The organism is Streptomyces sp. NPDC050546 (assembly GCF_044457425.1).
GTDB lineage: Bacteria > Actinomycetota > Actinomycetes > Streptomycetales > Streptomycetaceae > Streptomyces.
In genome coordinates this window covers 302,392-316,348 of the sequence record NZ_JBITGX010000009.1, presented here as the reverse complement: position 1 = coordinate 316,348, position 13,957 = coordinate 302,392, and the positions used below count along the sequence as shown (strand labels likewise).

16 protein-coding genes are annotated in these 13,957 nt (G+C 70.0%); 9 read left to right on the top strand and 7 right to left on the bottom strand.

The features are described from left to right. Nucleotides 1-36 precede the first annotated feature (36 nt). Nucleotides 37-1,698 carry a YibE/F family protein gene (locus ACIBK5_RS23970; RefSeq protein ID WP_399022231.1) on the top strand — a complete coding sequence of 554 codons (1,662 nt, stop codon included), beginning with the start codon at nucleotides 37-39 and terminating at the stop codon, nucleotides 1,696-1,698. A 101-nt stretch (nucleotides 1,699-1,799) separates the two neighbouring features. Here the strand turns inward: ACIBK5_RS23970 and ACIBK5_RS23965 are convergent, their stop codons facing one another. The 4 genes from ACIBK5_RS23965 to ACIBK5_RS23950 form a co-directional block, all read right to left on the bottom strand. Beyond that, the gene (locus ACIBK5_RS23965; protein WP_399022229.1) at nucleotides 1,800-2,234 is read right to left on the bottom strand and encodes an SsgA family sporulation/cell division regulator; all 435 of its coding nucleotides are present in this window, start codon (nucleotides 2,232-2,234) and stop codon (nucleotides 1,800-1,802) included. Nucleotides 2,235-2,332: 98 nt separating this feature from the next. Next, a complete protein-coding gene (locus tag ACIBK5_RS23960; protein WP_399022227.1) occupies nucleotides 2,333-3,181 on the bottom strand; it encodes an IclR family transcriptional regulator in 849 nt (282 codons plus the stop codon). A 205-nt stretch (nucleotides 3,182-3,386) separates the two neighbouring features. Continuing rightward, nucleotides 3,387-3,599, bottom strand: coding sequence for a DUF5326 family protein (locus tag ACIBK5_RS23955; protein ID WP_020271174.1), 213 nt, complete (start codon nucleotides 3,597-3,599; stop codon nucleotides 3,387-3,389). A gap of 156 nt (nucleotides 3,600-3,755) precedes the next feature. Next, nucleotides 3,756-4,073, bottom strand: a complete 318-nt coding sequence (locus tag ACIBK5_RS23950; protein ID WP_184593813.1) for a cupin domain-containing protein — start codon at nucleotides 4,071-4,073, stop codon at nucleotides 3,756-3,758. A gap of 60 nt (nucleotides 4,074-4,133) precedes the next feature. Here ACIBK5_RS23950 and ACIBK5_RS23945 point away from each other — a divergent pair, with 60 nt between their 5' ends. The 5 genes from ACIBK5_RS23945 to ACIBK5_RS23925 all read left to right on the top strand — a co-directional run bounded on the left by ACIBK5_RS23945 (nucleotide 4,134) and on the right by ACIBK5_RS23925 (nucleotide 7,892). After that, entirely contained in the window at nucleotides 4,134-4,511 is a 378-nt protein-coding gene (locus ACIBK5_RS23945) for a phage holin family protein (RefSeq protein ID WP_189727216.1), read from the top strand. Between the two features lie 6 nt (nucleotides 4,512-4,517). Continuing rightward, nucleotides 4,518-5,009, top strand: coding sequence for a low molecular weight protein-tyrosine-phosphatase (locus ACIBK5_RS23940; protein ID WP_399022224.1), 492 nt, complete (start codon nucleotides 4,518-4,520; stop codon nucleotides 5,007-5,009). Continuing rightward, a complete protein-coding gene (locus ACIBK5_RS23935) occupies nucleotides 5,006-6,217 on the top strand; it encodes a cystathionine gamma-lyase (RefSeq protein WP_399022222.1) in 1,212 nt (403 codons plus the stop codon). Before ACIBK5_RS23940 ends, ACIBK5_RS23935 begins: the two co-directional genes overlap by 4 nt. Nucleotides 6,218-6,415: 198 nt before the next feature. Next, nucleotides 6,416-7,321 (top strand): LysR family transcriptional regulator, encoded by a 906-nt coding sequence (locus tag ACIBK5_RS23930; RefSeq protein ID WP_399022220.1) that lies wholly within the window; start codon nucleotides 6,416-6,418, stop codon nucleotides 7,319-7,321. A gap of 88 nt (nucleotides 7,322-7,409) precedes the next feature. Continuing rightward, the gene (locus ACIBK5_RS23925; RefSeq protein WP_391104231.1) at nucleotides 7,410-7,892 is read left to right on the top strand and encodes an NUDIX domain-containing protein; all 483 of its coding nucleotides are present in this window, start codon (nucleotides 7,410-7,412) and stop codon (nucleotides 7,890-7,892) included. A gap of 13 nt (nucleotides 7,893-7,905) precedes the next feature. Here the strand turns inward: ACIBK5_RS23925 and ACIBK5_RS23920 are convergent, their stop codons facing one another. Next, nucleotides 7,906-9,507 (bottom strand): globin domain-containing protein, encoded by a 1,602-nt coding sequence (locus tag ACIBK5_RS23920; protein WP_399022217.1) that lies wholly within the window; start codon nucleotides 9,505-9,507, stop codon nucleotides 7,906-7,908. A gap of 554 nt (nucleotides 9,508-10,061) precedes the next feature. Between ACIBK5_RS23920 and ACIBK5_RS23915 the strand changes: the two genes are divergently transcribed. Further along, nucleotides 10,062-10,928 carry a GNAT family N-acetyltransferase gene (locus ACIBK5_RS23915; RefSeq protein WP_399022215.1) on the top strand — a complete coding sequence of 289 codons (867 nt, stop codon included), beginning with the start codon at nucleotides 10,062-10,064 and terminating at the stop codon, nucleotides 10,926-10,928. A gap of 93 nt (nucleotides 10,929-11,021) precedes the next feature. Here ACIBK5_RS23915 and ACIBK5_RS23910 read toward each other — a convergent pair whose 3' ends face one another. Together ACIBK5_RS23910 and ACIBK5_RS23905 are read right to left on the bottom strand one after the other, a co-directional pair. Continuing rightward, a complete protein-coding gene (locus ACIBK5_RS23910) occupies nucleotides 11,022-11,444 on the bottom strand; it encodes a heme-binding protein (protein WP_399022213.1) in 423 nt (140 codons plus the stop codon). 57 nt (nucleotides 11,445-11,501) lie between these two features. After that, nucleotides 11,502-12,710, bottom strand: a complete 1,209-nt coding sequence (locus ACIBK5_RS23905; RefSeq protein ID WP_399022212.1) for an MFS transporter — start codon at nucleotides 12,708-12,710, stop codon at nucleotides 11,502-11,504. A gap of 142 nt (nucleotides 12,711-12,852) precedes the next feature. On the opposite strand from ACIBK5_RS23905, the gene ACIBK5_RS23900 reads away from it, so the two are divergent. Together ACIBK5_RS23900 and ACIBK5_RS23895 are read left to right on the top strand one after the other, a co-directional pair. Further along, a complete protein-coding gene (locus tag ACIBK5_RS23900) occupies nucleotides 12,853-13,317 on the top strand; it encodes a MarR family winged helix-turn-helix transcriptional regulator (RefSeq protein ID WP_399022210.1) in 465 nt (154 codons plus the stop codon). A gap of 60 nt (nucleotides 13,318-13,377) precedes the next feature. Then, on the top strand, nucleotides 13,378-13,830 hold the full coding sequence (locus ACIBK5_RS23895; RefSeq protein ID WP_399022207.1) for a GNAT family N-acetyltransferase: 453 nt from the start codon (nucleotides 13,378-13,380) through the stop codon (nucleotides 13,828-13,830). Nucleotides 13,831-13,957 lie beyond the last annotated feature (127 nt).

Sequence of the window (13,957 nt, the reverse complement as noted above, 5' to 3'; positions counted from 1 at the left end):
ACAGAGGGCCCCCCTCGTTCTTGCGATGATCGGTCGGTGACCACGACGCAGCGTCCCCCTTACCCACCGCCCGAGCCGCCTCGCGGATCCGGCGCCGGAAACGGCAACGGCCGGGGAGACGGCCACGATTTTGTCTCCGGGTCCGGGTATGGGCCCGAGGCGGGTTTCGGGCCCGGGGCGGGTTTCGGGCCCGGGTCCGGGGCAGGTGCAGGCGGTGAGCGTGGTTCCGGCTCTGCCGGGGGATACGGGCCGGGCAACGGCCAGGGTGGTGGCTCAGCCGGTGGGCACGGAGACGGTCCGGGCGACGGGCACGGTCCGGGTTCAGGGGGCGGGCACGGGCACGGTTCCGGGACCGGCGGAGGCGACGGCCACGGACATGGCCCCGGTTCCGCGCCAGGTGGCGGACACGGGCACTCGCACAGCCACGGTCCGGCCACACCTGTCTCCATGCATCTGCGCAAGATCATCGCGGCGATCCTGATCCCGTTCGGCGCGGCCGTGCTGATCGGTCTCGTCGTGCTGTGGCCGGGCGGCGCCCCGTCCCACGAGCGCACCGGCGTCGGCTTCGACCGGCAGACCGAACAAGCCTCGGTCACCAAGGTCGTGGAGATCAGCTGCAAGGAGGCCGGCGCCTCGGGGGTCCCGCCGACGGGCGACACCTCCACCGCCGAGGGCTCCTCCGCGGCGCAGCAGGAGAAGGGCACCTGCAAGCGGGCGACGATCCGGGTCGACAGCGGCAAGGACAAGGGCCGCACCTTCACCGAGATCATCCAGCCGGACCAGTCCCGCCAGCTGCACGAGGGCCAGAAGGTCGTGGTCGCCTACGAGCCCTCAGCGCCGAAGGACCTGCAGTACTCGGTCACCGACGTCAACCGCCGTCTGCCCTTGGCCCTGCTGGCCGGCATCTTCGCGGTCGCCGTCGTGGTCGTCGGGCGGCTGCGGGGGGTCATGGCCCTCATCGCGCTGGCCATGAGCTTCCTGGTGCTGAACTTCTTCATCCTGCCCGCGATTCTGCAGGGCTCGAACCCGTTGGTCGTGGCGGTGGTGGGCTCGAGCGCCATCATGCTCATCGCCCTGTACCTTTGTCATGGTTTGTCCGCACGGACCTCCGTGGCGGTGCTCGGCACCCTCGTCTCCCTGTTGCTGATCGGCATCCTCGGCTCGGTGTTCATCGACTGGGCCGCACTCACTGGCAACACGGACGACAACACCGGTCTGATCCACGGCCTCTACCCGACGATCGACATGAGCGGTCTGCTGCTCGCCGGCATCATCATCGGCTCGCTCGGTGTACTCGACGACGTGACGGTCACGCAGACCTCGGCGGTCTGGGAGCTGCACGAGGCAAATCCGTCGATGGGCTGGCGCGGGCTGTACCGCGCGGGCATCCGGATCGGCCGCGACCACATCGCCTCCGTCGTCAACACGCTCGTCCTCGCCTACGCGGGTGCCGCCCTGCCGCTGCTGCTGCTGTTCTCCATCGCGCAGAGCGGTGTGGGGACGGTCGCCAACAGCGAGCTGGTCGCCGAGGAGATCGTGCGCACGCTGGTCGGTTCGATCGGCCTGGTCGCCTCGGTGCCGGTCACCACCGTTCTGGCCGCGCTCGTGGTCTCGGCCGACCGCACCGGGGAGGAGCGCGCCGTGGAAGCCGCGGCGGCCCCGGCACGCGGGGGGAGGGGCCGGCGGCGTAAGCGCTGACGTCTCTGAGCCAGACGTCCCAGCGCCCCTCCGCCGAAGCGTTCGCACCGCTCGGCGGCATCCGGTGAAGCGTTACTCCACCATGCCGCCGGAGGGGTGTCTCACCCGGCGCCCTGTTCCGCCAGGATGCGGTCCAGCGCCTCGTCGAGGTGGGCGTCGAAGTCGGCGAGCGAACCTTCCTGGCCCAGCGGCACCAGCTTGTCGGTGCGGTCGAGGAAGGCGACGAGCGGTGCCGTGGAAGACCGGAACAGCGCCTGGTCGCTGCCCACCTGAAGCCGGATCAGCACCTCGCCCAGCGTGTCCGGTTCGACGGGAGCGACCCGCACATCGCCCTCGCCGCACGGTCGGCCGACGCCGTCGATCAGCAGCTCCCGGCCGAAAGCCCACGTCACCGGTGCGTCACCGGGCAGGTGGAACGTCAGCCGGACGGCATAGGGATCACTGGTCTCATAGCGCAGCTCCACCGGAATGCGGAAGGAGAGCTCCTCGGACACGAGAAAGCTCATCATGACCTCTGCTTGTACGGACTCGCGCATCGATAACCCCGTCATTCGCCGTGACTGGCCGGGAACGAACCTCTGACACTTGGTGGAATCTTGCTGAACGTACACAGCAGATCACAAGGAGTGAGTTTTCACATACTGATAGAGAGCGCCAGCGACCCGAGTCGCCGCCCGATCTCACTCTGCAACTGCCGGGCCGCGGGCAGCAGCCGGTCCTCCTGGTGGGCGGGCATCGAGATGGCCATCGTCGCGGCCGTGGTACCGAGGGTGAGTGGAATCGCCGCGCAGACCGCGCCCAGGGCGTACTCCTGACGCTCGGTCACCGGTTCCATCCGCCGCATCCGCTCCAGACGCCGGAGCAAGCTGTGGTTGTCCCGCACCGTGTACGGCGTGAGGGGCTGCACCGGGTAGCGGTCGAGGTGGTCGCGGCGGGCCTCCCCGTCCAGCTGGGACAGCAGGCACTGCCCGATGGCGTGCGCGTGCCCGGTCTCCCGGAAGTCGGCCCACTCCTCGACCGCCGGGATACCCGAGGTCTCGGAAACGCACATGACTTCGATCTCGCCCTCGCGGTAGGCCGCGTAGTAGACGGGGACGCCGAGCAGGTCTCGCCACTGGGCGAGCGTGTCGACCACCGTGCTGCGACGTTTCTGCCGCGCCCCGCTGCTGCTCAGCCGCTCGGCGGCCTCACCCAGGAAGAACAGGCCCTTGTCCCGGCGCAGATAGCCCTCGTGCACGAGGGTGCGCAGCAGGTGGTACGTCGTGGGCAGCGCCAGCCCGGTCTCCCGGGCCAGTTGCTTGGCGGGGGCGCCGTAGTCGTGTCCGGCGACGGTCTCCAGCAGGCGCATGGCGCGCTGCACGGATCCGATGAGGGTCGCCGGAGGCGGGGGTTCGGCGGGAGGTGGTGGTGTGGAGGGTGCCGCCGAGCGCGGCTGCGCGGGGACGCTGCGCAGGTGGGCCGGTGCGGTGTCAGCCGGGGCCAAGGGTCACTCCCGAAGCGCGAGGGGCCCGACCCGTGCGAAGGAACACGGGTGGGGGTGTATGCCGCTCGCGGGGATGTCCCCGCGTCGAGCCGGACTCTATTCGTCTGCCACCGCACGCAGACGGCCCGGCCGGGAAACTTCCCCCGCCCGAGGGAACGGGTGATTCCGAGCGTTTCCCGCTACCCCCACCGGTTTCCCACCGGTCTCACCAGTCGCTGCGCGACGAGGAGCTCGACGTGAACTTCCGTACGACGTAGATCAGTCCGCCGACCAGCGCCACGAAGACCAGCACCTTGAAGAGCAGTCCGATGACGAAGCCGACCACACTGGCGATCAGCCCGCCGAACACGACCAGGGCGATGACCGGCACCGCGATCCACTTCACCCACCACGGCAGTCCCGTGAAGATCTCTCGCATCGCCCTCGTCCTTGTCTCTCCACCCGTTCGAGTGCCGGGTCCTGTCGGTCTTCTGACGTTCTGCACTCGATGCTAGGTCCGGGAGGGGGTCGAGCGGGGGCATCGCGTCCCTTGTCCTCCCCTGACCGAACCCCTAGGGAACCCCGAGGCGGTCCGTCAGCTCTCGGGCGGAGAGAACACCACCAGCACCCTGAGGTCCTCGGTGATGTGGTGGAACTTGTGGGCGACGCCCGCCGGCACGTAGACCACGCTGCCGCGCGCCACCTGAGTCGTCTCCAGGCCGACGGTGATCGCGGCACGGCCGCTCACAACGAAGTAGACCTCGTCCTGATTGTGCGGCTTCTGTGGATCCTGCTCGCCCGCGTCGAGGGCGTACAGACCGACCGACATGTTCTGCGCCCGCAGAAACTGCAGGTAGGCGCCCTCGTTGGCGGCGCGCTCCGCCTCCAGTTCGTCCAGCCGGAATGCCTTCATCGCCTCGTCCGCCCCTGCCTCTAGTCCCCGTGCCCGATCAGGTCTGCCACGATCAGACACATGAAGAATTTCGTAGTCAAGACGATCGCCAACGCCGGTGCCCTGGCGGTCGCCGTATGGCTGCTCGACAAGATCACCCTGACCGGTGACAGCACGGGCAAGAAGATCGGCACCCTGATCATCGTCGCGCTGATCTTCGGCCTGGTGAACTTCCTGGTCAAGCCGCTCGTCAAACTGCTCAGCCTCCCGCTGCTGATATTGACGCTCGGCCTGTTCACCCTGGTCGTCAACGCGTTGATGCTGCTGCTCACCTCGTGGCTGGCGGACCAGTTCGACCTGAGCTTCCAGGTGGACGGCTTCTGGACGGCCGTCCTGGGCGGCCTGATCATCTCTGTCGTCTCCTGGGCGCTGAACGTCGTCCTTCCCGACGGGGACTGAACGCCTATGACATATCGAGTCTGCTTCGTCTGCACGGGCAACATCTGCCGTTCCCCGATGGCCGAGGTCGTCTTCCGGGCCCGCGTGGCGGAGGCCGGACTCGACGGCCTGGTCGAGGTCGACAGCGCCGGCACGGGCGGCTGGCACGAGGGCGACGGCGCCGACCCGCGCACGGCGGCCGTCCTGGCGGAGAACGGCTACACCACCGGCCACACGGCCCGGCAGTTCCAGCCGTCGTGGTTCTCCCGCCTCGACATGGTCGTCGCGCTCGACTCCGGCCACCTCGGCGCCCTGCGCCGCCTCGCGCCCACGGAGGAGGACGCGCGGAAGGTGCGGCTGCTCCGTTCGTACGACCCCGCCGCCGGCGACGACCTCGACGTACCGGACCCCTACTACGGGGGCGCGGACGGGTTCGAGGAGTGCCTTGAGATGGTGGAGGCGGCGAGTACCGGTCTGCTTGCCGCAGTGCGTGAGGACGTGGAGGGACGAGTGGCATGAGTGAGTCCGCGACGGGTGACCAGGGCGGATCGACGGGCGAGGGGACCCGGGTGTCGAGTGACCCTGCCCTGACCGCCACCGCCACCGACGCCGGCGACGGCACGCGAGCGGTACGGGCCGGGCTGCCCGAGCCGGTCAAGTACGAGCCCACGCTGCCCGGGCCGGTGTTCGCCGCCCACTTCCATCTGCCGGGCGACCCGACCGGCCCGTACACCTACGGCCGGGACGAGAACCCGACCTGGACGCTGCTGGAGCGCGCCGTCGGCGAGCTGGAGGCGCCCGGCCGGGACGATGCCGAGACGCTCGTCTTCGCTTCGGGCATGGCCGCGACTTCGGCCGTGCTCTTCTCCCAGCTGCGCGCCGGCGATGTGTGCGTCCTGCCCGACGACGGCTATCAGGCACTCCCCCTGGTCCGCGCCCAGCTGGAGACGTACGGCATCGAGGTGCGCACCGCGCCGACCCGCGGCGACGCCCAGCTCGACGTCCTGGACGGCGCGAAGCTGCTGTGGATCGAGACGCCGTCCAACCCCGGGCTCGACGTCTGCGACATCAGGCGGCTCGCCGACGCGGCACACGCGCGTGGTGCCCTGGTGGCCGTCGACAACACCCTCGCCACACCGCTCGGCCAGCGTCCTCTGGAGCTCGGCGCCGACTTCGCGGTGGCCAGCGGCACCAAGCAGCTCACAGGGCACGGCGACATCCTCCTGGGCTACGTCGTCGGCCGTCACGCCGAGACCATGGCCGCCGTACGCCGCTGGCGCAAGGTCGTCGGAGCGATTCCCGGGCCCATGGAAGCCTGGCTCGCACACCGTTCGATCGCGACGCTGCAACTGCGGGTCGACCGGCAGAGCACGACCGCCCTGGCCGTCGCCCAAGCGCTGCGCGAGCGCCCCGAGGTGACCGGACTGCGCTATCCCGGACTCCCCGACGACCCCGCGCACAAGATCGCGGCTCAGCAGATGCGGCGCTATGGGTGCGTGGTGTCGTTCACCCTGCCCACGCGCGCGCAGGCCGACCGTTTCCTCGACGCGCTGCGGCTCGTGGACGACGCGACGAGCTTCGGCGGAGTGCGGTCCACGGCCGAACGCCGCGGACGCTGGGGCGGCGACGCGGTCCCGGAGGGCTTCATCCGCCTGTCGGTCGGCGCCGAGGACCCGGAGGACCTGGTGGCGGACGTACTGCGGGCACTGGACACGTCGGCGTCCTGATCATCCCCCACGGACGGTCCGAGCCTCCCCCCTCGTGGCTCGGACCGTCCCCCGGTTCCGCGCGCAAGAACCGCGCGACCAAGGCTAGTTGACTCTCTGTCAGTGTCCAATCACAGTAGCGACAGAGGCCTATCGACTTATTTATAGTTGGGCGCGGCCGTAGGGCCGGGAGCGGGGCCGAAGAGGGGAGAGCGTGCGGTGGATCTGGCCTTGCTGCGGACCTTCGTGACCGTGCACCGGGCCGGCTCCTTCACCCGCGCCGCCGCCCTGCTCGGCCTCTCCCAGCCCGCCGTCACCTCGCAGATACGGACGCTGGAACGGCAGCTGGGCCGCCCCCTGTTCCTGCGCCAGGCCCGTGGTGTGACCCCGACGAGCATCGGCGACGAACTCGCCCACAAGGCCGCACCGCATCTCGACGCGCTCGTGGAGATAACGGAGACCGGCCTGGACGACGACTCCTCCTTACGGACGCTGCATCTCGCCGGACCTCCGGAGTTCACCGCCGAACGAGCCCTGCCCGCACTCACGGAGCTGATCGGCGAGGACGGTCAGGGCTTCGCCCTGCGCGCCTCCTTCGGGAACGCCGAGGAAACGCTGGAAGGACTGTCCGCCGGACATCACGATCTGGCCATCAGCACGGCCCAGCCACGGGGCGCCCTGCTCACGGCGACTGCGCTCTGCGACGAGGAGCACGTCCTGGTCGCCGCCCCGCGCTGGGCCGAGCACATCGGCGCCGGGGAGCCGGACCGCAAGCCGGAACCGTCCCTGGAGCAGGTGCCCGTGGTGGAGGTGCACGAGTCCCTGCCCTTCGTCTCCCGCTACTGGGCCTCCGTCTTCGACTCGCGCCCCGCCGCGCCGGGCACGGTCATCGTTCCCGACCTGCGCGCGGTCCTGGCCTGTGCGGTCGCGGGGGCGGGCCTGGCGGTGCTCCCGCGCTATCTGTGTGCGGCCGCGCTGGAGCGGGGTGAGGTCGTCGCCCTGCACGAGCCGGCGGTGCCGCCGCTGCGGACCTACTTCCTGGTGGTCCGCACCGGGACGCTCGCGATGCCCCATATAGCGCGTGCCCATGAGTGGCTGCAGAGCGCCTCGACCGACTGGTGCTGAGGCGCCCGGGACGGTACCTCACTCTGAGGGCTCGGCCGGTGACGATTCGCGATGTTTCACGTGGAACCAGCCGGGCCACATTTCACTCATGACCGTCCGACCCGTGGTCAAGCGCACCGCCCGTGCTGTTCTGCTGGACGGTGACGACCTGATCCTGATCAAGCGCACCAAGCCCGGGGTGGATCCCTACTGGCTCACTCCCGGCGGCGGGGTCGAGCCCAGCGACTCGACCGTCGTCGACGCCCTGCACCGAGAGGTGTACGAGGAGCTCGGCGCCAAGATCACCGACGTGGTGCCCTGCTTCGTGGACACCATGGAGCACATCGGGGAGGACGGCGGCGCGACCGGCGTGAAGGTCCAGCACTTCTTCGTCTGCCACCTGGAGTCCATGGACCCGTCCCTCCGCCACGGTCCCGAGGTGGACGAACCCGTCGGTGAGTACGAGATCGTGCGCGTGCCCTTCACCCGCGTCGGGATCGCCTCCGTCCACCTGGTGCCGCTGTCGCTGCGGCACTATCTGGACGGCAACATCGAGGGCGTACGCGCCATGCACGCCCCCGACCTGGGATGACGCCGGCAGCGGATCAGGACCCGGCGGCGACCAGTTCCTCCACGGAGTCGTGCCGTATGCGGTCCGAGGGGATACCGACGTCCCTCAGGGCGTCCACACCGCTGCGGATCATCCCGGGCGGGCCTGAGAGATAGGCCTCGAACTCGTCCCATGGCCCATAGGCGCGTATCGCGTCCGGCAGTTGCTGGTGCGCCTGCTGGTCGATGATCGCGCGCACCGAGAGCCAGGGATGGCTCTGCTGGAGGCGGAGCATGGTGTCGATGTCGTACAGGTCGTGATCCGTTCGGGCCCCGTAGAAGACCTCGACCGACCGGCGGTCCCCGTGCTCGGCGACGTCTTCGACCAGTGCCTTGATGGGCGCGATGCCGGTGCCGCCGCCCACGCAGAGCAGGCCGCTCTCGGTGGTGTGGTCCACGGTCATGGCGCCTGCGGGCGGGCCGAGCCGGATGATGTCGCCGGGGCGGGCACGGTGCACCAGGGCGTTGGAGACCCACCCCGCCGGAACGGCCTTCACGTGGAACGAGAGCAGGCCGTCGGAGCGGGGCGCCGAGGCGAAGGAGTAGTGCCGCCAGATCCGGGGCCACCAGGGTGTCTCGACGCTCGTGTACTGCCCGGCGAGGAAGGGGTACGGCTGATCGGGGCGGACGGTGATGACCGCGACGTCCGGAGTTCTGAGGTCGTGCGCGACGACCTCGGCGTACCACCAGGCCGGGGCACGCAGTTCGTCCCTGGCCGCCGCGTCGATCATCACTTGCGAGATGGTGGTGTACGCCCGGACCCAGGCCGCCTCCATCTCCTCGTTCCAGACCTCGGCGGCGTATTTGCTCAGCGCGCCGATGAGGCATTCGCCGACGGCCGGGTAGTGCTCGGCCCGCGTCCCGTACTTCCGGTGGCCGCGGCCGAGGTTCTGCAGGTAGTCGACGAGGACGTCGGTGTTGTCGATGTGCTCGGCAGCCGTCAGCAGCGCCTTGAGCAGCCGGTCCCGCTGGGTGTCCATCGCGGCCGGGAACAGCGGCCGCAGGTCCGGATAGCGAACGAAGAGCAGGGCGTAGAAGTACGACGTGACCTTCTCGGCCACGGGTGCGACCTCGGCCATGGCGCGTCGGATGAGGATCGCGTCCGGGGACGCTTCCCTGGCCGGGGCGGAGGCGGCTTGGCCAGGGGGCGACACGGGGGCGTGCCGCTGGGAGGGGACCCGCGACCCGTCGGGGCCGGGTGCGGAGGGAGCTGTGGAGGCGAAGGGCGCCGGTGTGAGCGCCGTGGGCACGGGACCTGCTGACGAGGCTGCGGCGACGCTTGCGGCGGCGGGAGAGGAGGCGTGCTGTGCGGCCAGAGGGGAGGGCGTGGGTATCGCTCCCGGGGGCTCACGTCCCGGTTCCGGCCCACCGGCGTCGGCGCCGCCGGTCGTCGAAGCGGGCGGCACCGCCGTGCCGTCGGCCGGAGTCTCCGGAGCGGCCGTCGGCCTGCCCACGGGGCGTACCGCGGCCGGGCGACGCGCCTCCGGCGTACCGGGCTCGCTGTCCGGCGGCGTCGTCGGCTTCTTGCGGGGCGTGAACCAGCCGCCCCCGCCGCCGGAAGAGCCGTTGTCGGCCGACGTGGTGGTCGGAGCGTCCATGGTGTGCCTCGCCTCGAGCATCTTTCGGTCGGTCTGCGCACTTCCCTAGTCGGAAGGTGCCTGCTTTCCCCCGTGGACGGTCTGCGTTCCCATCCATGTCGTGGCCAATGCGGCCACATTCAACCCGTATTTCGGCTCCGTACGGACAAGTAGGCAAGAGTGTGACATTGCCCGCAGCGCTCTCACCCGAGCTTCCCACTCGTCTGGACGGCTCAGTCGCGTAACCGAAAACGCGGGTCTTCGATCTCTCCGTCCCATTAGGCTGCATTGCCCTGCACGCGGCCCGCACGGAACGGGTCACCCGCCCCGAATACGAACCGGAGTCGACCCTACCGGCCACCGCCGTGCACACAAGTCCCCCCTTCCCTCGTCACGAATGAGGGCACCGCGCGAATCATCGGTCCTGCCAACTACTGGACATCACGCCGGTGTTTCACGTGAAACGTCCGGCGTCTGACAGCACTCTGTGCAGACGGCTACAACTGGCCAAAAGCTCGTATGGGTCCGGGGAAAGAGGTGGACGTCAGGGGCCCTTGTCGGACAGCCTGACCTGCGTGCCGACTCCTTCCCTTGCCTCTTTGCCCATCCGTCGTCTGACGCTCCGCGATCTCGCCGCCTGCGCCGACTTGTCTCAGGACCGGGGGTGGCCACGGGAGGAGCACAAGTGGGGCTTCCTCCTCACAGCCGGGAAGGGCTACGGCATCGACGACCCCGACAGCGGCCTCGTGAGCGCCTGTGTCGTCACCGAGTACGGACCGCACGAGCACCCCGCCCTCGCGGCGATCGGCATGGTCCTGGTCGCCGAACGGCATGCGGGACAGGGCGTGGGACGCCGCTTGATGCGCCATGTCGTCGCAGCCATGGGCCCCACGCCCCTCACCCTGCACGCGACCCCGAACGGCCGCCCTCTCTACGAGGAACTCGGTTTCAAGGTCACCGGGCGGGCGGAGATGGTGCGCGGGCCCTTCACTCCGGGCGGACCGGAGCCGAAGGTCGCCACCCGAGCCGCCACCGCCGAGGACCTCGCCGCCATCCTCCGGCTCGACGAGCAGGTGTTCGGGACCGACCGCACGCACATCGTCACGCGACTGCCCGCCTTCGCCGACCAGTTGCGGGTGGCCGAGGAGGACGGGCGGATCATCGGATACGCGGCCGCCTGGCCCAACATGGAGACCCATGTCGTCGGCCCGCTCATCGCACGCGACACGGCGGTCGCGCAGGCGCTCATCACCTCCCTCGCGGCTCACACCGACCGCCCGCTGCGCACCGATATCGACGTGCGGCACGAAGAGCTCCTCGCGTGGGTGAAGGAGCGCGGCCTGACGTCCATCGCCTTCAACTCGGTGATGTCCTACGGGATCACCGAGCTGCCCGGAGACTGGACCCGCCGGTTCGCGCCGGTCACGGTCGCGGCGGGCTGAGGAGCTCGATACAGGGGCTGAAGGGCCCCGGACACGACTACGCCGGCTCCCCGCGGATCAGGGAACCGGCGTAGCGGCGTTTTCCGGGCCAGGTCAGGCGAGGGCCTCCACGGCGGTCGTGGCGAAGGCGTGGTCCTGCTCCGGTGCGCCACCGCCGACGCCGATCGCGCCGATCAGGCGACCGTCGCGGTGCACCGGCACACCGCCCGCGATGAACAGCAGCGGCCGGTCGAGCGCGGTCGGCAGCGTGTGGAAGGGGCCTCCGGGCTGCACCGCGTCGACGAGGTCGGCGGTGGGCGCGTTGAGCTGGAGAGCCGTGTAGGCCTTGCGGGTGCTGGTCTCGCCGGAGATCAGCACGGCACGGTCGTCGCGCCGGAAGGCGAGCAGATGGCCGCCCGCGTCCAGGACGGTGACGCTGACGGTCACGCCTGCGGCCTCGGCGGCACGACGGGCGGCGGTGACGAGGGTCTCGGCGTCCTGGGTGGTCAGCGGGGTGACGGCTGTGGTGGTGCTCATGAGGGGGTTCTCCTGGGGAAGTTGCTGGTTGGTTCCGGGCCGGGTCGGCTCGGTCGCTCAGTGGTGGACGGCGGTCCGCTGCTCGGCCGGCGCGGCTCCCGTGACTACGGCGCTGGGGGCACCGGCACGGCGCTCGAGGGCGGCCGAGAGGAAGGCCAGGAGCAGGGCGCCCGCGGCCAGGGCGGCACCGACCCAGTTGGGGGCGGTGTAGCCGAAGCCCGCGCCGATCACGAGGCCGCCGAGCCAGGCGGAGAGGGCGTTGCCGAGGTTGAAGGCGCCGATGTTCACGGCGGAGGCCAGGGTCGGCGCGCCATGCGCCTGGTCGAGGACCCGCTTCTGGAGGGGCGGGACGGTGGCGAAGCCCAGGGCGCCGATCAGCGCGATCGTGACGGCCGACAGCAGCTTGTCGTGCGCCGTGAGGGTGAACAGCGCCAGGACGACGGCCAGGGCACCCAGGGAGACGTACAGCATGGGCATCAGGGCGCGGTCGGCGAACTTGCCGCCGACGAGGTTGCCACCGACCATGCCGAGCCCGAAGAGGACCAGCAGCCAGGTGACGGAGCCGTCGGCGAAGCCGGCGACGTGCGTCATCATCGGCGCGATGTAGGTGATGGCCGCGAAGACACCGCCGAAGCCGAGGACGGTCATCGCCATCGCGAGCAGTACCTGCACGTTCTTGAAGGCTGCCAGCTCGTGCCGCAGGCGCACGCCCTCCGGCTTGGGCATGTCGGGGACGAGCCGGGCGATGCCGGCCAGGCCGATGACACCGAGGGCGGCGACGGCGGCGAAGGTCACGCGCCAGCCCACGGACTGTCCGACGAGCGTGCCCAGCGGGACGCCGACGACGTTGGCGACGGTCAGCCCGGTGAACATCATCGAAATGGCTCCGGCCTTCTTGTCCGGGGCCACCAGTTCGGCCGCGACGACCGCGCCGATGCCGAAGAAGGCGCCATGGGCCAGCGAGGCCACGATCCGGCCGATCAGCATGACGGCGAAGGCAGGGGCGAGAGCCGAGAGCAGGTTGCCGACGATGAACAGGCCCATCAGCATCATCAGCATCCGCTTGCGGGAGACCTTGGTGCCGAGAACGGTCATCAGCGGGGCGCCGAACATCACACCGAGCGCGTAGCCGGTCACCAGGTACCCGGCGGTGGGGATGGAGACCCCGTAGTCGCCCGCGACCTGGGGCAGCAAGCCCATGATCACGAATTCCGTCGTTCCGATCCCGAAGGCCCCGATCGCGAGGGCCAGAAGCGCGAGAGGCATGGAGGGGTTACCTTCCCATAAGATTGCAGGAGCGCTTTACGTGCGACCACAATAGTTGCACACGCGGGCTATGTGCAAGCGCCGTCAATTGCGATGCTGCTCTATCCTGGGTGTCAGCCGCTCCGGGACGGAGGAAACGCCAATGACAGCGACGGACCCCGCGCTCACCGCACTCGCCCAGGGCTGGTGTGCCCTTTCCCTGCTGCACGGGAGGATCGAGGGCCACATCGAGCGCGCCCTGCAGGCCAAGCACGACCTGAGCGCGCGGGAGTACTCCCTGCTGGACGTGCTCAGCCGACAGCACGACGGGGACGGAGGTCATCTGCAGATGAAGCAGGTCGCCGACGCGGTCGTGCTCAGCCAGAGCGCCACCACGCGCCTGGTCACCCGCCTTGAGGACCGCGGGCTCCTGGAGCGCTACCTGTGCCCCACCGACCGCCGGGGCATCTACACGAACGTCACCGAGGACGGCCTCGCCTTGCTGGAAGCGGCGCGGCCGACCAATGACGCCGCCCTGCGTGAGGCTCTGGACGAGGCAGCGAAGAACCCCGAGCTGGCCCCACTGGTCCGAGTGGTCGAGACGCTGAAGGCCCCGGTGCCCGCATAGGACGCTTCTGCGCCGGCCTTCCCTGCGTAGGGTGCGTCCATCTCTGCGTAGGGTGCGCCCATGGGAGATCTTGAGATACGTGCCGCCGTCGCCGAGGACGTCCGTGCGATCGTCGGAATGCTCGCGGACGACCCCCTGGGCGCACAGCGCGAGTCACCGGACGACCTCGCCCCGTACCTGACCGCACTGGAGCGGCTCAGCGCCGACCCCAACCAGCGTCTGGTCGTGGCGGTCCGGGACGGCCGGGTGGTCGGCACACTCCAGCTCACGATCATTCCCGGGCTGTCCCGACGCGGTACCACCAGGTCGATCATCGAAGGCGTGCGCATCCACGCCGATGAGCGCGGCAGCGGCCTGGGAACGCAGCTCATCGAATGGGCGATCAGCGAATCCCGGGACTCGGGCTGCCAGTTGGTCCAGCTGACCTCCGACACCTCGCGCACCGACGCCCACCGCTTCTACGAGCGGCTCGGCTTCACGGCCTCCCACACGGGCTTCAAGCTCCAACTCTGACCGGCATACGAGGGGCGCTCTGTTTCACGTGAAACAGAGCGCCCCACGGTGTCGCCGCCGAGCCCAACCCCCCCCCCCCCCCCCGATCGACTCCACCCCGCCCAGGAGCCCCCACCTCGTACGGCTG